This is a genomic window from Thermithiobacillus tepidarius DSM 3134 (genome assembly GCF_000423825.1).
GTDB lineage: Bacteria > Pseudomonadota > Gammaproteobacteria > Acidithiobacillales > Thermithiobacillaceae > Thermithiobacillus > Thermithiobacillus tepidarius.
In genome coordinates, this window is the sequence record NZ_AUIS01000004.1 from 164,809 (window position 1) to 185,043 (window position 20,235).

The window sequence follows — 20,235 nt, forward strand, 5'->3', positions numbered from 1 at the left end:
GGGTACGGCGCTGCCGGGCTGCTGAGCACCGGTTTGCCCCGTGCTGCTGCCAGTGCCCGACGCGGCAGGAGTTGTGGCGCAGGCGGCCGTGCCCAAAGCGAGCAGTCCAAGCAGCATGAAATGTTTGAAGTGAAGGCGATGCATCGCTGTTCTCCTCTCGTCGAGCCTGGCAACCCCTGCGGTCGCCATGCCGCTCGGCCCCCATTGTAAGGCTTGACCATCGGGTGGACAGGGGAATAGGTCGGATGAATGCCGGCTGGGCGTCCTGGTAGAGGCGCGCGCTTGGGGAAAGGCGGCTTTCCGGGTTAGGATGTGCGCACGTATCCTGTGGAAGCTATCGCATGTCCATCGAAGCCCTGATTGCCGCGCTCGTGCTCCTGCCCGTACTGATATTGTTGTGGCAGGTGATGCAGCTGACTCGCCAGCAGGCGCAGATCCGCGATGCCCTGCTGCGCCAGGAAACGCGCATGGACGAACAGGGCCGTCGCGCCGAAGCTTTGGGACAGCAGTCGGAAAGCCGGGCGCGCAATGTGGAAGAGGTGGTGCGCCAACTGGATCAACACCTGCGCGACGGCCATGCCGCCGCGCAGCAGCAGCAATTGGCGGCCATGCACCAGTTGCAGGAAACCCTGCTGGAGCGCTTCGCCAGCTTGCAGCAGGGGCTGGAGCGCCGCCTCGGCGAGGCGCTGGGCGCGCAGGCGGACATGGCGGGGCAGCTGCGCGAGATCCTGCTGGAACGCTTCGAGGCGCTGCAAAAGGCGGTGGCATCCAGCCTCAACGACGGCCATGACGGCCAGCAGCAGGCCCTGGCCGCCTTGCGCGAGCAACTGCAGGCGGCCTTGGCCGCCAACCAGAACCACTTCGAGATCCGCCAAGGCGAAGCCCTCAAGATCCTGCAGGACAGCCTGCGCGCCGGCATGGAGCTGGTGCAGCGGCAAGTGGCGGAGGCGCTGGCGCGCAACGCCGAGGAACTGGGCAAGCGCGTGGAGGGCCTGACGCAGACCACCGACAGTCGCCTGCAGGAAATCAGCGGCCAGGTGGAGCGGCGCCTGTCCGAGGGCTTCGAGAAGACAACCGCCACCTTTGCCGACGTGGTCAAGCGGCTGGCCCTCATTGACGAGGCGCAGAAAAAGATCACCGAGCTGTCCGGCAACGTCATCAGCCTGCAGGAGGTGCTCACCGACAAGCGCTCGCGCGGCGCCTTCGGCGAGGTGCAGCTCTATGGCCTCATCCGCAACGTGTTGCCCGAGTCCAGCTTCGCCGTCCAGCACACGCTGAAGAACGGCACGCGGGTGGACTGCATTCTCTTCCTGCCCGAGCCCACCGGCCACGTCGCCATCGATGCCAAATTTCCCCTGGAAAGCTACCGGCGCATGACCGACATCCACCTGCCGGAGAGCGAGCGCAAGCAGGCCGAGCGCCAGTTCAAGGTGGACATCCGCAAGCACATCCAGGACATCGCCGGCAAGTACATCATCCCTGGCCATACGGCCGACGGCGCGGTGATGTTCATCCCGGCCGAAGCCATCTTCGCCGAGATCCACGCCCACCATCCCGATCTCGTGGAGGAGGCCCACCGCACCCGGGTGTGGCTGTGCTCGCCCACCACCCTCATGGCCATCCTCAGCACCGCCCGCGCCGTCCTCAAGGACGCCGCCACCCGCCAGCAGGTGCACATCATCCAGGAACACCTGGCCGGCCTATCCAAGGATTTCAAGCTCTTCCAGCAGCGCATGGACGCGCTGGCCAACCACATCCGCCAAGCCAATCAGGACATCGACCAGGTCGGCATCTCCGCCAAGAAGATCAGCAAACGCTTCCAGAAGATCGAGCAGGTGGAACTGGAGGATCTGGCGCGGGCGCATTTGACGGTGGTGCACGACGGGACGGGAGAGGATTGATTCTGAGGGGTGGCGGGTTGGGCTGGGCTCGATTCAGCGCGTGACCCGGCGGGACGAAGGAAGGGCACGGCACCACCCCAGCCCCCGTTGGGCTTCGCTGCACCCAGCCCAGGCTACGTAAGTTGCCGCTTCCGGCCGTGGGGGCGAGCTGGCTCGCGATCAGGCCTGCCGGCCGCCCGTGCATCGCGGGCCAGCACGCTCCAATTCTGAATTCGGCCAATCCGGCGACGAGGAAAGTCCAAGCTCAGCCCTGCTTCGCCTGCTCCCGTAGCCGGTACAGCCAGTCCAGCGCCTCGCGCGGGCTCAGGCTGTCCGGGTCCAGCTCCGCCAGGGCCGCGACCACCGGATGCTGGGCAGGGGAGAAGAGGTCCAGTTGATTTTGCGGGCCAGGCTCGGCCCGGTGAGCGCCCTGTTCCAGCTCCATCAGCTTGCGGCGGGCGCGCTCCAGCACGGCGGCGGGCACGCCGGCCAGGCGCGCCACGGCGAGGCCGTAACTCTGGCTGGCCGGGCCCTCGCGCACGCTGTGCAGGAAGACCACGTCATGCCCGTGCTCCACGGCGCTCAGGTGCACGTTGGCCACGCCCGGCAGTTGCTCGGCCAGCTCGGTCATCTCGAAGTAATGGGTGGCGAAGAGGGTGAAGGCGCGGGTCTGGCGCGCCAGGTGCTCGGCGGCGGCCCAGGCGATGGACAGGCCGTCGAAGGTACTGGTGCCGCGCCCCACCTCGTCCATGATCACCAGACTCTGGGCGGTGGCGTTGTTGAGGATGTTGGCGGTTTCCGTCATTTCCACCATGAAGGTGGAGCGGCCGGCGGCGAGGTCGTCGCTGGAGCCCACCCGGGTGAAGATCTGGTCGATGGCGCCGATGCGCGCCCGGCTGGCGGGCACGAAGCTGCCCGTATGCGCCAGCAGCACGATCAGCGCGGTCTGGCGCATGTAGGTGGACTTGCCGCCCATGTTCGGGCCGGTGATCACCAGCATGCGGCGCTGCTCGTGCAGGTCCAGGTCGTTGCCGATGAAGGGCGCGTCGATGCTGGTTTCCACCACCGGATGGCGGCCGCTCTCGATGCGAAGCACGGGTTCGTCAACCATCTCGGGGCGGCAGTAGTTGAGGGCATCGGCCCGCTCGGCGAAATCGGCGAGCACGTCGGCCTGGGCCAGCGCCCGGGCGCTGGCCTGCAGGGCCGGGACCAGAGGGCCCAGTTGCTCCAGGATGCCGTCCAACAAGGCTTTTTCCCGGGCCAGCGCCTTGCTTTGGGCGGACAGGGCCTTGTCCTCGAATGCCTTCAGCTCCGGCGTCAGATAGCGTTCGGCGCCCTTGAGGGTCTGGCGGCGGACGTAGTCGGCGGGCGCGTGGGCGCTGGCGGCCCGGCTGATCTCGATGTAAAAGCCGTGCACCTTGTTGTACTGCACCTTCAGCGTGCTGATGCCCGTGCGGGCGCGCTCGCGGGCTTCCAGATCCAGCAGGAAGCTGCCCACGTCATCGGTCAGCCGGCGCAGCTCGTCCAGCTCGGCATCGAAGCCCGGGCGGATGAAGCCGCCGTCGCGGGCGGTCACCGGCGGATTGTCCACGATGGCGCGGGCCAGCCAGTCCGCCGTCTCGCCGAAATCGCCGATGGCCGTGGCCAGCTCCTGCCAGCGGGCGGCCTGCAACTGCCGAAGCTGCGCCTTGAGCCCGGGCAGGGCGTGCAGGGCGTCGCGCAGTTGCGCCAGCTCGCGCGGGCCGGCGCTCTTCAGGGCGACGCGGGTCAGCAGGCGCTCCAGATCCGGCAGCGGCGCCAAATGCGCCCGCAGCTCGCCGTGGCGGCTGGCCTCCATGAGCTCCGCCACCGCGTCCTGGCGCAGGGCGATCTCGGCGCGGCCGCGCACCGGCTGTTCCAGCCAGCGCCGCAGCAGGCGCGCGCCCATGGGCGTGCGGGTGCGGTCCATGACCGCCAGCAGCGTATGCTTTTCCTCGCCCTGCAGGTTGCGGGTGATTTCCAGATTGCGGCGGCTGGCGCCGTCCAGAAAGAGGTGGTCCCGGGTGTGCTCCGGCAGCAGGCTCTGCACGTGGGGCAGGGGACCGCGCAGGTGCTCCTGGGCGTGGGCGAGCAGGGCGCCGGCGGCGCAGAGGGCCAGGCGCAGGTGGGCGCAGCCGAAGCCCTGCAGCGCATTGGCGCCGAACTGAGCGGCGAGATAGCGCTGGCTGCTCACCTCGTCGAAGCGCCACGGCTCCAGATGACGGACCCGCGCTGCCCATGGGACGGGGCAGATGCCGCCTTCGGGCAGAATGATTTCGGCGGGCTGCAGCCGTTCCAGCTCCGCGCCGAGCTGGCTCGTCGGCACCTCCAGCACCTGAAAGCGCCCGCTGGAGAGCTCCAGGTAGGCCAAGCCCGCCGTGTCGGCCCGCGTCACCCAGGCAAGCAGCAGGTTTTCCTTGCGGGCATCCAACAGGTGCCCATCGGTGATGGTGCCGCTGCTGATCACCCGCACTACCGCGCGCTCCACCGGCCCCTTGCTGGCGGCTGGGTCGCCCAATTGCTCGCAGATGGCCACGGTCTCGCCGGCCTTGACCAGACGCGCCAGGTAGCCGTCCACGCTGGCCACCGGCACGCCGGCCATGGGGATGGGCTCGCCGGCGCTGGCGCCTCGGCTGGTGAGGGTGATGTCGAGGATCTGCGCCGCGCGCCGGGCGTCGTCGTAGAAGAGTTCGTAGAAATCGCCCATGCGATAGAGCAGCAACGCCTGCGGATGCTCGGCCTTGATCCGCAGGTACTGCTGCATCATCGGGGTATGCTTGGGGGTGGTCACGGCCGCTCTCGACAGGCGGGTATTACTTGCGCAGCTCCGCAGGCACCGTGTCCTTGAGCGTTTTGAGCATGGCGCTGTGAATGCGGCCGTTGCTGGCCAGGATGTTGCCGCTTTGCAGGTAGTGGTCGCCGCCGCCGAAGTCGCTGACCATGCCCCCGGCTTCCTGCACCAGCAGGGCGCCCGCGGCCATGTCCCAGGCGTTCAGGCGGAACTCCCAGAAGCCATCGAAGCGCCCGGCGGCCACGTAGGCCAGGTCCAGCGCCGCCGAGCCGGGCCGGCGAATGCCGGCGGTGGGGCCGATGAACGCCTTCAGCGTGGCCAGGTAGACGTCCAGGTAGGAGGTGTCCCGGTAGGGGAAGCCCGTACCGAGCAGAGCGCCCTCCAGACTGCGCGCGTTGCTGACGCGCAGGCGCCGTTCGTTGAGCTGGGCGCCGCCGCCGCGGCTGGCGGTGAAAAGTTCATTGCGCACCGGATCATAGATCACCGCCTGTTCCAGCCGGTCGCGGTGCTTCAGGGCGATGGAGACGGCGAACTGGGGCATGCCGTGGATGAAATTGGTGGTGCCGTCCAGCGGGTCGACGATCCACTGGTATTCGTCCCCTTCCGTATAGCCTCCCTCTTCGCCCAGGATGCCGTGGTTCGGATAGGCCTTGCGGATGATCTCGACGATCTCCCGCTCGGCGGCGCGATCCACCTCGGTCACGTAGTCGTGGCGGGTCTTGGCGGTGACGCTGAGATCGGCGACCCGATACAGGGCACGGTTGATCAGGTCGCCGGCCCGGCGGGCGGCGCGGACGGCAGTGGTAAGCATCGGATGCATGACGGATGGTTCTCTTCGTGAAAGATCAAGACGGTGCTCGGGAATTCAGGGGCCCAGTATAGCCCAGAGTGGGGGCCGGGGTCATGTCCGCAGCGCGCGTTGCCGGATGCCTGCGTGGGCTGCCCGCAGCACGGAGAAATCGTGTAGCATACCCGGCGACCCCGGATTTTCGCTTTCGGAGCTCATCCAATGATCATGCCGCCCAAGCTTGCCCTATGACCGAAGATCGTGTTTCCGCCGCACTCTCCCCGGAGGCCGTTTTGCAGCAGGTGCGCGTCGTCTTGGTTGAAACCAGCCATCCGGGCAATATCGGCGCCACCGCGCGCGCCATGAAGAACATGGGGCTGCGCCAGCTGGTGCTGGTGCGCCCCAAGTACTTTCCCCATCCGGACGCCACCGCCCTGGCCTCGGGCGCCGACGACATCCTGGAGCAGGCCCGCCTGGCGGATTCGCTGACGGACGCGGTGGCCGACTGTCATTTCGTCATCGGCACCAGCGCCCGCCCCCGGCGCGGCGAGTGGCCGTGCTTCGACGCCCGCGCGGCGGCCCTCAGGGTGGCCGGCGCCGTGGCCCTCGGGCCCTGCGCGGTGATCTTCGGGCGCGAGCGCACCGGCCTGACCAACGCCGAACTCGATCACTGCCATGCCCTCATGCAGATTCCCAGCAATCCCGACTACAGTTCCCTCAATCTGGCGCAGGCGGTGCAGGTGGTGGCCTACGAGCTGCGCATGGCCGCCTGCGGCGCGCCCGAGCCGCAGCAGCGCCAGCATCCGCCGGCGGCGGCCGCGGACATGGAGCGGTTCTACGAGCATCTGGAACGGGTCATGCTGCGGAGCGGCTTCCTGGACCCCGCCAATCCCCGCCACCTGCTGAGCCGCCTGCGCCGCCTCTTCGACCGCGCCGCCGTGGACCGCAACGAAGTCAACATCCTGCGCGGCATCCTGGCGGCCGTGGAGCAGTGGGCCGTCCGCGCAAAGTCCAATGGCGGCGGCGATGGCCAAGCATAAATACTTGACGGAATTTCTCGGGTAACGGTGTAATACGCCATTACTTTCACATCTTCTTTTGGCTGCCAGGCGCGCAGAACGGAGATTGGATGCGATTCATCAAACAGTTGCAGGAGGATGTCAACGTCGTCTTTGAGCGCGACCCCGCCGCCCGCAACGTCCTGGAAGTCATCCTCACCTATCCCGGCGTGCACGCGATCGTGTTCCACCGCCTGGCGCACGCGCTCTGGCTGCGCCGCTTCCACGGCTTGGCCCGCTTCATCGCGGCGCTGTCCCGCTTCCTGACCGGCATCGAGATCCACCCGGGCGCCTACATCGGCCGGCGCTTTTTCATCGACCACGGCATGGGCGTGGTGATCGGCGAAACCGCGCAGATCGGCAACGACTGCACCCTCTATCACGGTGTCACCCTGGGCGGCACCACCTGGCAGAAAGGCAAGCGCCACCCCACGCTGGGCAACAACGTGATCGTCGGCGCCGGCGCCAAGATCCTCGGGCCGATCACCGTCGGCGACAACAGCCGCATCGGCTCCAACGCAGTGGTGGTGAAGGAGGTGCCGGCCGATGCCACCGTCATCGGCATTCCGGGGCGGGTGGTGCGGCGCGAGGGGCGGGTCAACCGCCTCGGCTTCGATGCCTACGCCGCCACCGAACAGATGCCCGACCCGGTCGCCCGTGCCATCGAATGCATGCTCGACCACATGCACAAGCAGGACGAGCAGATCGAGGCTCTGCAGAATGCCTTGACCAGCGTGGCCCAGGTCGGCGCCCCGGCGCCGGCCGCGCCGGAACCCTTTGCCTGCCCGCTGGAGGACGAGCCAACCGAGACGGTGCGCGGGGAAAAGATGGGAACTAATACTTGACTAAAATAGTCGGATAAGTTAGTTTCCGAGGGGCGTAGCGTAAAGGTGCATTGATTTGAAGCTGACAACCAAAGGCAGGTATGCGGTTACGGCCATGCTGGACCTGGCATTGTACCAGGAACAGGGGACGGTGACGCTGGCGGACATCGCCCGGCGGCAGATGATCTCGCTGGCTTATCTGGAGCAGTTGTTCGGCCGCCTGCGGCGCATGGGATTGGTCGAGAGCGTGCGCGGGCCGGGCGGGGGCTATCACCTGGCCAGGCCGGCGTCGGAGATCCGGGTGGCCGAGATCATCGCCGCTGTGAACGAACCGATCACCACCACCCTGTGCGGCGGCGACGCCGCCCACCGCTGCAAGGGCAACAACGTGGCCTGCCTGACCCACGACCTGTGGGAGGAGTTGGGGTCGGAGATCTACCGCTTCCTCAACGGCGTGACCCTGGGCAAGCTGGTGGCCGGCCACAAGTCAAAAGGCGGAGAGCGGCCGCTGCAGGATTTGCGGCATGCCGACGAGGGCGCCGAAGGCCCGGCGCAGGGGCAGTATGTATCTTGATCACAACGCCACCACGCCGCTCGACCCGGCGGTGCTGGAAGCCATGCTGCCTTACCTGCAGGGTCGCTGCGGCAATCCGTCCAGCGTGCATCAGGCCGGGCGGGCGGCGCGGGCGGCAGTGGACGAGGCCCGCGAACAGGTCGCCGCGCTGGTGGGCGTGCAGCCCAGCCAGGTGATTTTCACCGCCGGCGGCACCGAGGCCAACAATCTGGCCCTCAAGGGCATCGCCCTGCAAGGCGGGCGGGAAGCGGCGCTGGTGGTCAGCGCCATCGAACATCCTTCCGTGCTGCAGGCGGCAGCGCATCTGCAGCGCCAGGGCTGGCCGCTGGTGCAGGTGGCGCCCGACAGGGACGGGGTGGTGCAGCCGGAGACGGTGGCCGCGGCCATGCCGGCGAAAACGGCGCTGGTTTCGGTGATGCTGGCCAACAACGAAACGGGCGCCATCCAGGACGTGGCGGCCATCGCCGCCCTGATCCGCGGGCGGGGTGCCCTGATGCATACGGACGCGGTGCAGGCCCTGGGCAAGATCCCGGTGCACTTTCCCAGCCTGGGCGCGCACCTGATGAGCCTGTCCGCGCACAAGATCCATGGCCCTCAGGGCGTGGGCGCCCTGATCCTGGACAAGCGCACCGGCATCGAGCCCCTGCTGCACGGCGGCGGCCATGAGCGCAAGCGCCGGGCCGGCACCGAGAACGTGGCGGGCATCGTCGGCTTCGGCCGGGCTGCCCAGCTGGCCCAGGAGCGGCTGGCGGCGGAGCAGGCGCGCTTGACGCAGTTGCGGGAGCGCCTGATCGCGCGGGTCAAGGCGGCGCTGCCGGATGCCGTGGTCTTTGCCGAGCGGGCCCCGCGTCTGCCCAATACCGTCGCCCTGGGCGTCCCCGGCGTGGACGGCGAGACGCTCCTGATGAGCCTGGATCTCATGGGCATCATGGTATCGAGCGGCTCCGCCTGTGCCAGCGGCAGCTTGGAGCCGAGCCCGGTGCTGCTGGCCATGGGCGTGACGCGGGAGCTGGCGCGCAGCGCCATCCGCGTCAGCCTCGGGCGCGAGAACACGGCAGCGGAAGTGGATCTTTTTGCGGACGTGCTGCGGGCACAGGCGGAGCGCCTGCGCGGGCTGGCGCGGGCCGCGGGTTGAGGCGGTTTCATCCGGACGCCGCAGGCGTCCGGCAGTTTTGAGCACGATGGAGGGCAGGATGAGCACGAGTGAAGCGAAGGTGAGTCAACTGGCGCGGGATGCGACCGCCGCCCAGCAGGGCGACAGGGCGGCGCAGCGGCCGATCTATCTGGACTATCAGTCCACGACGCCAGTGGATCCGCGGGTCGTGGACAAGATGCTCCCCTGGCTGACCGAACACTTCGGCAATCCCGCCAGCCGTTCCCATGCGCTCGGCTGGGAGGCGGAGGAGGCGGTCGAGCACGCCCGTCAGCAGGTGGCCAGCGCGATCGGCGCCGATCCCAAGGAGATCGTCTGGACCTCCGGCGCGACCGAGGCCAGCAATCTGGCCATCAAGGGGGCGGCGCACTTCTACCAGGGCAAGGGCAAGCACCTCGTCACCGTCAAGACCGAGCACAAGGCCACCCTGGATACCTGTCGCCAACTGGAGCGCGAGGGCTTCGAGGTCACCTATCTGCCGGTGCAGGAAAACGGCCTGCTGGACCTGGAGGTGTTCGAGGCGGCCCTGCGCCCGGACACCATTCTCGCCTCCGTCATGTTCGTCAACAACGAGATCGGCGTGATCCAGCCCATGACCGAGATCGGCAAGATGTTGCGCAGCCGCGGCATCCTCTTCCACGTGGACGCCGCCCAGGCCATCGGCAAGGTGCCGGTGGACGTCAACGCCATCAACGCCGACCTCATGTCCCTGTCCGGGCACAAGGCCTACGGACCCAAGGGCATCGGCGCCCTCTACGTGCGCCGCAAGCCGCGCGTGCGCATCGAGGCGCAGATGCACGGCGGTGGGCATGAGCGCGGCATGCGTTCCGGCACCCTGCCCACCCACCAGATCGTCGGCATGGGCGAGGCTTTCGAGATCGCCGTGCGTGAGATGGACAGCGACAATGCCCGCATCCTGCATCTGCGCGAGAAGCTGCGCAAGGGCCTGCAGGACCGGCTCGAAGAGATCTACATCAACGGCGACCTGGAGCACCGGGTGGCCGGCAACCTGAACGTGAGCTTCAATTTCGTCGAGGGCGAGTCCATGATCATGGCGCTCAAGGGCATCGCGGTGTCCAGCGGCTCCGCCTGTACCTCGGCCAGCCTGGAGCCCTCCTACGTGTTGCGGGCGCTGGGCAAGAGCGACGAACTGGCGCACAGCTCCATCCGCTTCGGCATCGGGCGCTTCACCACCGAAGAGGAAATCGACCGCACCATCGAGCTGGTGGTGGACAAGGTCAACAAGCTGCGCGAGCTCTCGCCCCTGTGGGAGATGCACCAGGAAGGCATCGATCTGGACAGCGTGCAGTGGGCGGCGCATTGAAGCGACGAGGGTGAATGGCGGACCGGGAGCGCCTTTGCGCTGCTCCCGCTTCACCGCAAACGATGAAATTTCAGCGCGGCCTTGCCAAGGCCGCGGTTTCGGACGAGGAGACTGACCATGGCTTACAGCGACAAAGTGATCGACCACTACGAGAATCCCCGCAACGTGGGCAGCTTCGACAAGAGCGACCCCAGCGTGGGCACCGGCATGGTAGGCGCGCCGGCCTGCGGCGACGTGATGAAGCTGCAGCTCAAGATCAACGAGCAGGGCGTGATCGAGGACGCGCGCTTCAAGACCTACGGCTGCGGTTCCGCCATCGCCTCCAGCTCGCTGGTGACCGAGTGGGTGAAGGGCAAGACCCTGGAAGAGGCGGCCCAGATCAAGAATACCCAGATTGCCGAGGAGCTGGCCCTGCCGCCGGTGAAGATCCACTGTTCGGTGCTGGCCGAGGACGCCATCAAGGCGGCCATTGAGGACTACAAGGCCAAGCACGGCCAGAGCGAAGCTGCCGCCCAGGCGTCCTGAGGCGGCTCCGGCCCGTCCGCTAAGCGGCCGGTCCGGCAAATGAACATGACAAGCGGCCTTCGGGGCCGCTCTTTTCAGGAGGGATATGGCATGAGGGGCGTGAGTTTGACGGAACGGGCCGCCCAGCACGTACAGAAGTCGCTGGCCAGGCGCGGCAAGGGCGAAGGCCTGCGCCTGGGCGTGCGGACCAGCGGCTGTTCGGGCATGGCCTACGTCCTCGAATTCGTGGACGAGGTGCGGCCCGAGGACCAGATCTTCGAGCACAACGGCGTCAAGGTCTTCGTGGACCCGAAGAGCCTGATCTATCTCGATGGCACCGAGCTGGATTTCGTCCGCGAGGGACTCAACGAAGGGTTCAAGTTCAACAACCCCAACGTCAAGGACGAATGCGGCTGCGGCGAAAGCTTCAATGTCTGACGGCGCGGCGGTGATGTGCTGGCGCTGCGGGACGCCCCTGCTGCCGGCGGCGGGCGTGCCCTTCGTGCTGGATTGCCATGCGTGCGGTGCCCTGCAGCCGCCGGCGCCGGTGACCGCCTTCCAGCTGCTGGGCCTGCCCGTCGGCTATGAGATCAATCTGGACGATCTCGACCGCCGCTACCACGAGCTGAGCCGGCGGGTGCACCCGGACCGCTTCGCCGCCGCGGACAGCCGGGAAAAGCGCTTTTCCCTGGAGTGGAGCACGCGGCTGAACGACGCCTACGCCACCCTGCGCGATCCCCTGCGGCGCGCCGAGTATTTGCTGGCCATGCACGGCGTGGAGAGCCAGGACGAGTCGCGCACGATCATGAATCCCGCCTTTCTCGACGAGCAGATGGACTTCCGCGAGCGGTTGGCGGAGCTGCGCCACGAGCCGGACCCCTTGCCCGGCTTGGCACGCCTGCGCCGGGATCTCAAAAGCGCGGTGGAAGAGCGCAACGAAGGCTTGCGGGTGGCCCTGCACGGCCCGGGCCTGGCCAACCCCGCCAGCGCGGCCATCCTGGTGCAGGAACTGAAGTTCTTCAACAAGCTGCTGCAGGAGGCGGACCGCCTCGAGGAGCAGTTCGACTAGCGCGCTGCCGCTGGCGGGCGTGCCCGCTTTTGTCCCCGAACAACCATACCCGAGTACGCTTATGGCCCTTTTACAGATCAGCGAACCTGGCTTGAGCACCGCCCCGCACCAGCATCGCCTGGCCGTCGGCATCGACCTGGGCACCACCAACTCCCTGGTCGCCACGGTGCGCTCCGGCATTCCGGACACGCTGCCCGACGCCCAGGGACGTCACTTGCTGCCCTCGGTGGTGCGCTATCTGGCCGATGGCGAGGTGGCGGTCGGCCAGGAAGCGCTGGCGGCGGCCGCCGCCGACCCCTTCAATACCATCGCCTCGGTCAAGCGCCTCATGGGCCGCGGCATCGAGGACGTGAAAACCCTGGCCGACCGCCTGCCGTACCACCTGGTGGCGCCGGAGGGGCAGGGGGGCATGCCGCGCATCCGCACCATCGCCGGCATGAAGAGCCCGGTGGAGGTATCGGCGGAGATCCTCAAGGTGTTGCGCCAGCGCGCCGAGGCCGCGCTGGGCGGCGAAGTGGCCGGCGCGGTCATCACCGTGCCCGCCTACTTCGACGATGCCCAGCGGCAGGCCACCAAGGACGCCGGCACCCTGGCCGGCCTCCCGGTCCTGCGCCTGCTGAACGAGCCAACCGCGGCGGCGGTGGCCTACGGCCTGGACAAGGGGGCCGAGGGCGTCTATGCCGTCTACGATCTGGGCGGCGGCACCTTCGACATCTCCATCCTGCGCCTGCGCCAGGGCATCTTCGAGGTGCTGGCGACGGCGGGCGATTCGGCGCTGGGCGGCGACGACATGGACCACGCGGTCGCCGAATGGATTCTCGCCCAGGCGCAGGCGGACAATGCCGATCCCCAGTGGCTGCGCCGGGTGCTGGCGGCGGCGCGCCAGGCCAAGGAGGCCTTGACCGACGCCGAGAGCACGCCCATCGCCATCGAGATGACCGACGGCCGTGAATGGCGGGGCGAGCTGCGCCGTGACCAGTTCGAGCAACTGATCGAGCCGCTGATTCAGCGGACCCTGGCGCCGTGCCGCCGCGCCCTGCGCGACGCCAAGCTGAGCGCCGACGAGATCCGCGGGGTGGTGATGGTGGGCGGCAGCACGCGCGTGCCGCGGGTGCGCGCGGCGGCGCGCGAGTTCTTCCAGAGCGAGCCCCTGGTGGACATCGACCCCGACAAGGTGGTGGCCGTCGGCGCGGCCATCCAGGCCGACGTGCTGGTGGGCAATCGCCGCGACGAGGACCTGCTGCTCCTGGACGTCATTCCCCTGTCCTTGGGCATCGAAACCATGGGCGGCCTGGTCGAGAAGATCGTCCCGCGCAACACCCCCATTCCGGTGGCGCGCGCCCAGGAGTTCACCACCTTCAAGGACGGCCAGAGCGCCATGAGCATCCACGTGGTGCAGGGCGAGCGCGAGCTGGTGCAGGACTGCCGTTCCCTGGCCCGCTTCGAACTGCACGGCATTCCGCCCCTGGTGGCCGGCGCGGCGCGCATCCGCGTCACCTTCCAGGTGGATGCCGACGGCCTCCTGTCCGTCTCCGCTCGGGAGCAGAGCACCGGCGTGGAGAGCCGCGTGCAGGTCAAGCCCTCCTACGGCTTGAGCGAGGAGGAGATCGAGCGCATGCTGCGCGACTCCTTCGCCCATGGCCAGGAGGACGTGGCGGCGCGCGCCTTGCGCGAAGCGCAAGTGGAGGCCCAGCGTGCCCTGGAGGCCCTGACGGCGGCCCTGGCCCAGGACCGCCACCTGCTGGAGGAGGGGGAGCGCGTCGCCGTGGACCTGGCCATCGCCGAGCTGCAGCAGGCCAGCGCCGGCAACGACTTCGACCTGATCCGCGACAAGCTGCAGGCCCTTGAAGAGAGTACCCGGACCTTCGCCCAGCGTCGCATGGACGCCAGCGTCCGCGCGGCCATGGCCGGCAAGCACATTGAACAATTCGACTGACGGGAAAGAACATGCCGAAAATCAAATTCCTGCCGCATCACGAGATCTGCCCGGAGGGCGCGGAAATCGAGGCGGAACCGGGCGAGACCATCATCGAGGCGGCCCTGCGCAACGGCATCGAGATCGAGCATGCCTGCGAGATGAGCTGCGCCTGCACCACCTGCCACGTCATCCTGCGCCAGGGCTTCGAGTCCCTGGAGCCGGCCGAGGAAACCGAGGAGGATCTGCTGGACAAGGCCTGGGGCCTGGAGCCCACCTCGCGCCTGAGCTGCCAGGCGGTGGTGGAGGACCAGGATCTGGTGGTCGAGCTTCCCAAGTACACCATCAACCTGGAAAAGGAGCGGCACTGATCGCGGCGAGCCGCGCAGGCCGAGAGGAGGACAACGATGAAATGGACCGACACCCGCGAGATTGCCATTGCCCTGGACGAGGCGCACCCGGACGTGGATCCCCAGTACATCCGCTTCACCGACCTGCATGCCTGGGTGATGGCGCTGGACGGCTTCGATGACGCGCCCGAGCGTTCCAGCGAGAAGATCCTGGAGGCCATCCAGATGGCCTGGCTGGAGGAGCGGGAGTAAAACGGCCGCCCGGGGCGGCCCGCAGTTGAGGTGGATGGAATGGAGAAGGGCGAACGGGTTCTGGTGGCCATGTCGGGCGGGGTGGACTCCTCGGTGACGGCCGCCCTGCTGGTGCGGCAGGGCTTTGACGTGGTGGGCGCCACCATGCGCCTGTGGCGCGGCGATCATGGCGAGGAGAGCACCTGCTGCGGCCTCGACGACGTGGCCGATGCCCGGCGGGTGGCCGACCGCCTGGGCATTCCCTTCTATGCCCTGAACTACGAGGAAAGCTTCCGCCAGACGGTGATCCAGAACTTCCTGGACGATTACCGCGCCGGCCGCACGCCCAACCCGTGCGCGCGCTGCAACCAGTTCATGAAATTCGACCGCCTGATCCAGCAGGCCAGGGCGCTCGGCGCCCGCTACGTGGCGACCGGCCACTACGCCCGCCTGCTGCGCGAGCCCGGCGCGCGTCCGCGCCTCTTCCGCGGCGCCGATCCGGCCAAGGACCAGTCCTACTTTCTCTTTGCCACCCCGCCCGAGCAGCTCGACCGGCTGCTCTTCCCGGTCGGCGACCTGGACAAGGCGCAGGTGCGCGCCATGGCCCGCGAGCTCGGCCTGCGCGTGGCCGACAAGCCCGAGAGCCAGGACATCTGCTTCGTGCCCGGCGGCGATTACGGCGCCTTCCTCAAGCAGGAGCTGGGCGAGGACTTCGCGCGCCCGGGCGAGATCGTCGACGAGCAGGGCGCGGTGCTCGGTCGGCATCGGGGAGTGGCTTATTACACCATCGGCCAACGCAAGGGACTCGGCATCGCCGCCGCCCGCCCGCTCTACGTCAAGGCCATCCTGCCCGCGGAAAACCGCCTGGTGGTGGCCGAGGAGGGCGAGCTCTACCAGCACGAGGCGCAGCTCGATGCCGTGAACTGGTTGTCCGGCCAGGCGCCGGCCGCGCCGCAGGCGCTGTGGGTCAAGATCCGCTACCGCAGCGTGCCGGCCCGGGCGGTCTTCCATCCGCAGGCGGCCGGGCGCGGGCGCCTGGTTTTCGAAGCGCCGCAGCGGGCCGTCACGCCGGGGCAGGGCGCGGCCTTCTACCACGGCGAGGAGCTGCTCGGCGGCGGCTGGATCGCCTGAGCGGCTCGGGCCTCGAAGGCGCCGCCGGCGTCGTGCCGGCGTTTTGCGTTTGCCGGGCCGGCGCCCGCGCCCTCCCATTGCCCCGCGTGCCTGCTGATGGTAGCCTAGGCGCCAAATTTCAGGCATTTGGAATCTTTATCTCTTTTTTCGATCAAAAAAGGACAAACCATGGCAACTGAACGCACGCTGTCCATTATCAAACCCGATGCCGTCGCCAAGAACGCCGTCGGCGCCATTCTCAAGCGCTTCGAGGACGCCGGCCTGCGCGTCGTCGCCGCCAAGATGATGCACCTGAGTCCCGAGCAGGCGGGCGGCTTCTATGCCGTGCACAAGGAGCGGCCCTTCTACGGCGAGCTGTGCCAGTTCATGAGCAGCGGTCCGGTGCTGATCAGCGTGCTGGAAGGCGAAAACGCCATCAGCAAGAACCGCGAGCTGATGGGCGCCACCGACCCCAAGAAGGCCGCGCCGGGCACCATCCGCGCCGATTTCGCCGACAGCATCGATGCCAACGCGGTGCACGGCTCCGACGGCCCCGAAACCGCCGCCTGGGAGATTTCCTTCTTCTTCAGTCAGATGGAAATCGCCAGCCGCCCGGCCTGATGGGATTTTTGCAGTGAAAGACGAAAGATGAGCAACACCACGCGCGATGCCGCCCAAGCCCTCAACCTGCTCGATTACGATCGAGCGGGGCTGGAGGCACTGTTCGCCCAGTGGGGCGAGCCCCGCTTCCGCGCCGCCCAGCTCCTGCAATGGCTGCACCAGCGGGACGTGCGCGACTTCGGCCAGATGACCAATCTGGCCAAGTCCCTGCGCGCCCGCCTGCAGGCGGAGACCTGCGTGGACGAGCCGCGCGTGGTGCTGTGCCAGGATTCCCAGGACGGCACGCAGAAATGGCTGCTGCAGCTGGCCGACGGCAACTGCATCGAGACCGTCTACATCCCCGAGGCCGAGCGCGGCACCCTGTGCATCTCGTCCCAGGTGGGCTGTCCCATCGACTGCGATTTCTGCGCCACCGCCGAGCAGGGCTTCAACCGCAACCTGTCGGTGGGCGAAATCGTCAGCCAGCTGCGGGTGGCCCGGCGCGAGCTGGGCGCCGACGCCATCACCAACGTGGTGCTCATGGGCATGGGCGAGCCCCTGCTCAACTACCGCAACGTGGTGGCGGCCTGCAATCTCATGCTGGACGACCTGGCCTACGGCCTGTCGGCCAGGCGCGTGACCCTGAGCACCTCGGGCCTGGTGCCGGCCATGGACAAGCTCGGCCGCGACAGCAACGTCAGCCTGGCCATCAGCCTGCATGCCACCCGCGACGAGATCCGCGACAAGCTGGTGCCGCTCAACCGCAAGTATCCGCTGGCCGAGCTGCTGGACGCCTGCCGCCGCTATCCGGTCGGCACGCGCCGGCGCATCACCTTCGAATACGTGATGCTGGACGGAGTCAACGACGACCCCGCCTACGCGCGGGAGCTGGCCCGCCTGCTGCGCGACATCCCGAGCAAGGTCAACCTGATTCCCTTCAACCCCTATCCGGGCGCCCGCTATCAGCGCTCGCCCCAGGCCCGCATCGACGCTTTCCGCGACGAGCTGCTGGGCCGCGGCATCGTCACCGTCACCCGCCGTCCGCGCGGCGAGGACATCGCCGCCGCCTGCGGCCAGCTCGCCGGCCGCGTCCAGGATCGCACCCGCCGCAAAACCATTCCGCTTCAGGTTGCGCAATGAAGCAGGGCGTTTGGCTGCTATTTCTGCTTGCCACCCTGACCGGCTGTGCCACCTCCACTCCCAACCCACGCAGTTCCCCGGAGCACCGCGCGCAGATCTATACTTCGCTGGGCATCGCCTACCTGCAGGCGGGCGAGGTGCGGCCCGCCATCGTCGAGCTGGAAAAGGCCGTGGATCTCGACAGCCAGGCGGTCGGTGCCTACAGCGCATTGGGCTTGGCCTACCAGCAGCTGAATCAGCCGGAGCTGGCGGAACGCGCCTTCCGGCGCGCCCTGGACATCAACGGCAAGGCGTCGGACGTGCTGAACAACTACGGTGCCTTCCTCCTCGCCCAGGGCCGCCTGGACGAGGCGGAGCGTACCCTGCGCAAGGCCCTGGCCGATCCGCTCTATGCCACCCCCCATTTCGCCCATTTCAATCTTGCCAAGGTCGCCCTGGCGCGCGGCGACCGCGGCGCGGCCCGCCAGCAGCTTGCCCAAGCGCTGCGCCTGGCCCCCGACTACCCGCCCGCTTTGCTGCAAATGGCCTTGTTGGATTATGCTGAGGGACAGTTGAACGCGGCGGAGGTGGCGGTCGCGCGGGTGCTGGGGCAGACACCGGACAACATCGATGCCCAACTCCTGGCCGGGCAGATCGCCAAGGACCGCAACAACGTGGCCGAAGCACGGCGCTATCTGCAGCAAGTGGTGGACAAGGCGCCTTATTCTGCGCAGGGGCGCAGCGCCCAGGCCCTGCTCCTGCAGCTTCCTTGAGACGAGCTTGAGTCCGATCATGCCAGAAAACGAGATCAATACAGAAAGCGGCTTGCCGTCCACCCAGTCGGCGGGTGACTGCCTGCGCCGGGCGCGCCTGCAACGGGGCTTGAGCATCGAGCAGGTGGCCGCGCAGCTGAAGTTGACCTACGGGCAAGTGGAGGCCCTGGAGAGCGATCGCCACGACAAGTTGCCCGGCGCTGTCTTCGTGCGCGGCTTCCTGCGCAACTACGCACGCCTGCTGGGCTTGGACCCGGAAGAAGTGGTGCGGATCTATGCCTCCCAGAGCGGCGACGCGGGCACGCGCTCGGCCCAGCAGCTCGTGCCAAAGGCCGAGGGCCCGTTGATGGAGCACAGCTGGCGCACCGTGCTCTGGGCCCTGCTGGCCTTGGCCGTGATCGTCGGCATGGTGCTGTTCTTCTACGGCAACGGCGGCGAGCTGCCCGACGCCGATGATCTGGCCTTCAAGCAGTTGGACGGCCAGGCCGCGGGGCCGGCGGCCGCCAGTTCGCCCGCCGCGCCGGCCGCCAGCGCCGTCGCGCCGCAGGTCAGCGCAGCCGCTATCGAGCCGACCCCGGCCGCCGTGGCGCCCACCGCCTCCGCTTCGCCGCCGGCAGCCGCTGGGGGCAAGTTGAATCTGCAGTTCAGCGCCGAAGCGTGGGTCGAGGTGAGGGACGGTACCGGCAAGATTCTGCTGCGGCGCACCGTCCAGGCTGGCGAGCAGGCGGAGCTGCAAGGCGAAGCGCCCTATCGCATCGTGCTGGGCAACGCCGCGGCGGCGCAGATCCGGCTGGGCGACACACCGATCCCCGTGCCGGGCGGCAAGCCCGGCCAGGTGGTGCATTTCACGGTGGGTGATACGGCGGCGCCCCCGCCGGGCGGCACACCGGAGTAGTCGATCCAGGCGGCTGACCCGTTCGCCGCCTCCACCATTGACGGAAGAGAGCAAGGACATGCACAGCCCATCTCCCATTCAGCGACGCCGGACCCGGCAGATCCGCGTCGGCAAAGTGGCCATCGGCGGCGACGCGCCTATCAGCGTGCAGAGTATGACCAACACCGATACCCGCGACGTGGCGGCCACGGTGGCGCAGATCCGGCGCCTGGAGCAGGTCGGCGTGGACATCGTGCGCGTGTCCGTGCCCGGCATGGAGGCCGCCGACGCCTTCGCGGCCATCCGCCGGGAAGTGGTAACGCCGCTGGTGGCCGACATCCACTTCGATCACCGCATCGCCCTCAAGGTGCTGGCCGACGGCGTGGACGGGTTGCGCATCAACCCCGGCAACATCGGCAAGCGGGAGCACGTCAAGGCGGTCGTGTCCGCCGCCAAGGACCGCGGCGTGCCGATCCGCATCGGCGTGAACGCGGGCTCGCTGGAGAAGGACCTGCAGGCCAAGTACGGCGAGCCCACCCCCGAGGCCCTGGTGGAATCGGCCCTGCGCCACGTGGCTATCCTGGACGAGCTGGATTTCCACGACGTCAAGATCAGCGTCAAGGCCTCCGACGTCTTCCTCGCCGTCGGTGCCTACCGGCTGCTGGCCGAGCAGGTGGATTATCCGTTGCACCTGGGCATCACCGAGGCGGGCGGCCTGCGCTCCGGCACGGTGAAGTCGGCCATCGGCCTCGGCATGCTGCTGGCCGACGGCATCGGCGACACCATCCGCGTGTCCCTGGCCGCCGATCCGGTGGAGGAGGTGAAGGTGGGCTTCGACATCCTGAAAAGCCTGCACCTGCGCAAGAAGGGCATCAATCTCATCGCTTGTCCCTCCTGCTCGCGCCAGGAGTTCGACGTGATCAAGACCGTCAATGCCCTGGAGTCGCGCCTGGAGGACATCCTGGAGCCCATGGACGTGTCCGTGATCGGCTGCGTGGTCAATGGTCCCGGCGAGGCCCTGGCGTCCGACATCGGCCTGACCGGCGGCGACAAGCGCAGCATTCTCTATTTCCATGGCAAGCAGGTGGAGCGGGTGCCCAACGAAAGCATCGTGGACACCCTGGAACGGCACATCCGGGCCCAGCTCGCCGCGCGCAGATCGAGGAACGGGAAACGTGAAACGTGAAGCGGCTTGCGCGCCGGCGCGGGCCGCGCCACACTCGCGCACGAATCACGAATCACGAATCACGAATCACGAATCACGAATCACGAATCACGAAT

Annotated in this window: 20 protein-coding genes; 18 read left to right on the forward strand and 2 right to left on the reverse strand. The window is 68.0% G+C overall.

Features of this window, described 5'->3' with window-relative positions; genetic code table 11:
* Nucleotides 1-341 precede the first annotated feature (341 nt).
* The gene (gene rmuC, locus G579_RS0102380) at nt 342-1,901 is read left to right on the forward strand and encodes a DNA recombination protein RmuC (RefSeq protein WP_028988908.1); all 1,560 of its coding nucleotides are present in this window, start codon (nt 342-344) and stop codon (nt 1,899-1,901) included.
* 244 nt (nt 1,902-2,145) lie between these two features.
* Here the strand turns inward: rmuC and mutS are convergent, their stop codons facing one another.
* Nucleotides 2,146-4,689 carry a DNA mismatch repair protein MutS gene (gene mutS / locus G579_RS0102385; RefSeq protein ID WP_230973770.1) on the reverse strand — a complete coding sequence of 848 codons (2,544 nt, stop codon included), beginning with the start codon at nt 4,687-4,689 and terminating at the stop codon, nt 2,146-2,148.
* 22 nt (nt 4,690-4,711) lie between these two features.
* Nucleotides 4,712-5,509 carry an inositol monophosphatase family protein gene (locus tag G579_RS0102390; RefSeq protein WP_028988910.1) on the reverse strand — a complete coding sequence of 266 codons (798 nt, stop codon included), beginning with the start codon at nt 5,507-5,509 and terminating at the stop codon, nt 4,712-4,714.
* A gap of 215 nt (nt 5,510-5,724) precedes the next feature.
* Between G579_RS0102390 and G579_RS15375 the strand changes: the two genes are divergently transcribed.
* The 17 genes from G579_RS15375 (at nt 5,725) to ispG (ending at nt 20,140) form a co-directional block, all read left to right on the forward strand.
* Nucleotides 5,725-6,516 carry an RNA methyltransferase gene (locus G579_RS15375; RefSeq protein ID WP_051180732.1) on the forward strand — a complete coding sequence of 264 codons (792 nt, stop codon included), beginning with the start codon at nt 5,725-5,727 and terminating at the stop codon, nt 6,514-6,516.
* Between the two features lie 89 nt (nt 6,517-6,605).
* Complete coding sequence (gene cysE, locus G579_RS15380) at nt 6,606-7,379, forward strand: serine O-acetyltransferase (RefSeq protein WP_038017668.1); 774 nt, start codon at nt 6,606-6,608, stop codon at nt 7,377-7,379.
* A 55-nt stretch (nt 7,380-7,434) separates the two neighbouring features.
* Complete coding sequence (locus G579_RS15385; protein ID WP_038017671.1) at nt 7,435-7,932, forward strand: Rrf2 family transcriptional regulator; 498 nt, start codon at nt 7,435-7,437, stop codon at nt 7,930-7,932.
* Nucleotides 7,922-9,067, forward strand: a complete 1,146-nt coding sequence (locus G579_RS0102410) for a cysteine desulfurase family protein (protein WP_028988911.1) — start codon at nt 7,922-7,924, stop codon at nt 9,065-9,067. The genes G579_RS15385 and G579_RS0102410 overlap by 11 nt, the downstream gene beginning before the upstream one ends.
* A 58-nt stretch (nt 9,068-9,125) precedes the next feature.
* Nucleotides 9,126-10,409: an IscS subfamily cysteine desulfurase gene (locus G579_RS0102415; protein WP_081662533.1), complete on the forward strand. Its 1,284-nt coding sequence runs from the start codon at nt 9,126-9,128 to the stop codon at nt 10,407-10,409.
* A 117-nt stretch (nt 10,410-10,526) separates the two neighbouring features.
* Nucleotides 10,527-10,934, forward strand: coding sequence for a Fe-S cluster assembly scaffold IscU (gene iscU, locus G579_RS0102420; protein ID WP_028988913.1), 408 nt, complete (start codon nt 10,527-10,529; stop codon nt 10,932-10,934).
* Between the two features lie 90 nt (nt 10,935-11,024).
* Nucleotides 11,025-11,351 carry an iron-sulfur cluster assembly protein IscA gene (iscA, locus tag G579_RS0102425; protein ID WP_028988914.1) on the forward strand — a complete coding sequence of 109 codons (327 nt, stop codon included), beginning with the start codon at nt 11,025-11,027 and terminating at the stop codon, nt 11,349-11,351.
* Complete coding sequence (hscB, locus tag G579_RS0102430; RefSeq protein WP_162142958.1) at nt 11,344-11,982, forward strand: Fe-S protein assembly co-chaperone HscB; 639 nt, start codon at nt 11,344-11,346, stop codon at nt 11,980-11,982. Before iscA ends, hscB begins: the two co-directional genes overlap by 8 nt.
* Before the next feature lie 61 nt (nt 11,983-12,043).
* On the forward strand, nt 12,044-13,918 hold the full coding sequence (gene hscA, locus G579_RS0102435) for a Fe-S protein assembly chaperone HscA (protein WP_028988916.1): 1,875 nt from the start codon (nt 12,044-12,046) through the stop codon (nt 13,916-13,918).
* A gap of 11 nt (nt 13,919-13,929) precedes the next feature.
* Entirely contained in the window at nt 13,930-14,268 is a 339-nt protein-coding gene (gene fdx / locus G579_RS0102440) for an ISC system 2Fe-2S type ferredoxin (protein ID WP_028988917.1), read from the forward strand.
* Between the two features lie 36 nt (nt 14,269-14,304).
* Nucleotides 14,305-14,499, forward strand: a complete 195-nt coding sequence (gene iscX / locus G579_RS0102445) for a Fe-S cluster assembly protein IscX (protein ID WP_028988918.1) — start codon at nt 14,305-14,307, stop codon at nt 14,497-14,499.
* A gap of 39 nt (nt 14,500-14,538) precedes the next feature.
* Nucleotides 14,539-15,609: a tRNA 2-thiouridine(34) synthase MnmA gene (gene mnmA, locus G579_RS0102450; protein WP_028988919.1), complete on the forward strand. Its 1,071-nt coding sequence runs from the start codon at nt 14,539-14,541 to the stop codon at nt 15,607-15,609.
* A gap of 168 nt (nt 15,610-15,777) precedes the next feature.
* On the forward strand, nt 15,778-16,209 hold the full coding sequence (gene ndk, locus G579_RS0102455) for a nucleoside-diphosphate kinase (protein WP_028988920.1): 432 nt from the start codon (nt 15,778-15,780) through the stop codon (nt 16,207-16,209).
* Nucleotides 16,210-16,236: 27 nt separating this feature from the next.
* On the forward strand, nt 16,237-17,328 hold the full coding sequence (gene rlmN, locus G579_RS0102460) for a 23S rRNA (adenine(2503)-C(2))-methyltransferase RlmN (protein WP_028988921.1): 1,092 nt from the start codon (nt 16,237-16,239) through the stop codon (nt 17,326-17,328).
* The gene (gene pilW, locus G579_RS15390; protein ID WP_051180734.1) at nt 17,325-18,080 is read left to right on the forward strand and encodes a type IV pilus biogenesis/stability protein PilW; all 756 of its coding nucleotides are present in this window, start codon (nt 17,325-17,327) and stop codon (nt 18,078-18,080) included. The genes rlmN and pilW overlap by 4 nt, the downstream gene beginning before the upstream one ends.
* Nucleotides 18,081-18,099: 19 nt before the next feature.
* On the forward strand, nt 18,100-18,975 hold the full coding sequence (locus tag G579_RS0102470; protein WP_028988922.1) for a helix-turn-helix domain-containing protein: 876 nt from the start codon (nt 18,100-18,102) through the stop codon (nt 18,973-18,975).
* 58 nt (nt 18,976-19,033) lie between these two features.
* Nucleotides 19,034-20,140, forward strand: coding sequence for a flavodoxin-dependent (E)-4-hydroxy-3-methylbut-2-enyl-diphosphate synthase (gene ispG / locus G579_RS0102475; RefSeq protein ID WP_028988923.1), 1,107 nt, complete (start codon nt 19,034-19,036; stop codon nt 20,138-20,140).
* Nucleotides 20,141-20,235 lie beyond the last annotated feature (95 nt).

What these genes read in the sequence shown, in the direction of transcription:
- rmuC (WP_028988908.1), top strand. Translation starts at nt 342, where the DNA reads ATGTCCATCGAAGCCCTGATTGCCGCGCTCGTGCTCCTGCCCGTACTG.
- G579_RS0102390 (WP_028988910.1), bottom strand. Translation starts at nt 5,509, where the DNA reads ATGCATCCGATGCTTACCACTGCCGTCCGCGCCGCCCGCCGGGCCGGC.
- G579_RS15375 (WP_051180732.1), top strand. Translation starts at nt 5,725, where the DNA reads ATGACCGAAGATCGTGTTTCCGCCGCACTCTCCCCGGAGGCCGTTTTG.
- cysE (WP_038017668.1), top strand. Translation starts at nt 6,606, where the DNA reads ATGCGATTCATCAAACAGTTGCAGGAGGATGTCAACGTCGTCTTTGAG.
- G579_RS0102410 (WP_028988911.1), top strand. Translation starts at nt 7,922, where the DNA reads ATGTATCTTGATCACAACGCCACCACGCCGCTCGACCCGGCGGTGCTG.
- G579_RS0102415 (WP_081662533.1), top strand. Translation starts at nt 9,126, where the DNA reads ATGAGCACGAGTGAAGCGAAGGTGAGTCAACTGGCGCGGGATGCGACC.
- iscU (WP_028988913.1), top strand. Translation starts at nt 10,527, where the DNA reads ATGGCTTACAGCGACAAAGTGATCGACCACTACGAGAATCCCCGCAAC.
- iscA (WP_028988914.1), top strand. Translation starts at nt 11,025, where the DNA reads ATGAGGGGCGTGAGTTTGACGGAACGGGCCGCCCAGCACGTACAGAAG.
- hscB (WP_162142958.1), top strand. Translation starts at nt 11,344, where the DNA reads ATGTCTGACGGCGCGGCGGTGATGTGCTGGCGCTGCGGGACGCCCCTG.
- hscA (WP_028988916.1), top strand. Translation starts at nt 12,044, where the DNA reads ATGGCCCTTTTACAGATCAGCGAACCTGGCTTGAGCACCGCCCCGCAC.
- fdx (WP_028988917.1), top strand. Translation starts at nt 13,930, where the DNA reads ATGCCGAAAATCAAATTCCTGCCGCATCACGAGATCTGCCCGGAGGGC.
- iscX (WP_028988918.1), top strand. Translation starts at nt 14,305, where the DNA reads ATGAAATGGACCGACACCCGCGAGATTGCCATTGCCCTGGACGAGGCG.
- mnmA (WP_028988919.1), top strand. Translation starts at nt 14,539, where the DNA reads ATGGAGAAGGGCGAACGGGTTCTGGTGGCCATGTCGGGCGGGGTGGAC.
- ndk (WP_028988920.1), top strand. Translation starts at nt 15,778, where the DNA reads ATGGCAACTGAACGCACGCTGTCCATTATCAAACCCGATGCCGTCGCC.
- rlmN (WP_028988921.1), top strand. Translation starts at nt 16,237, where the DNA reads ATGAGCAACACCACGCGCGATGCCGCCCAAGCCCTCAACCTGCTCGAT.
- pilW (WP_051180734.1), top strand. Translation starts at nt 17,325, where the DNA reads ATGAAGCAGGGCGTTTGGCTGCTATTTCTGCTTGCCACCCTGACCGGC.
- G579_RS0102470 (WP_028988922.1), top strand. Translation starts at nt 18,100, where the DNA reads ATGCCAGAAAACGAGATCAATACAGAAAGCGGCTTGCCGTCCACCCAG.
- ispG (WP_028988923.1), top strand. Translation starts at nt 19,034, where the DNA reads ATGCACAGCCCATCTCCCATTCAGCGACGCCGGACCCGGCAGATCCGC.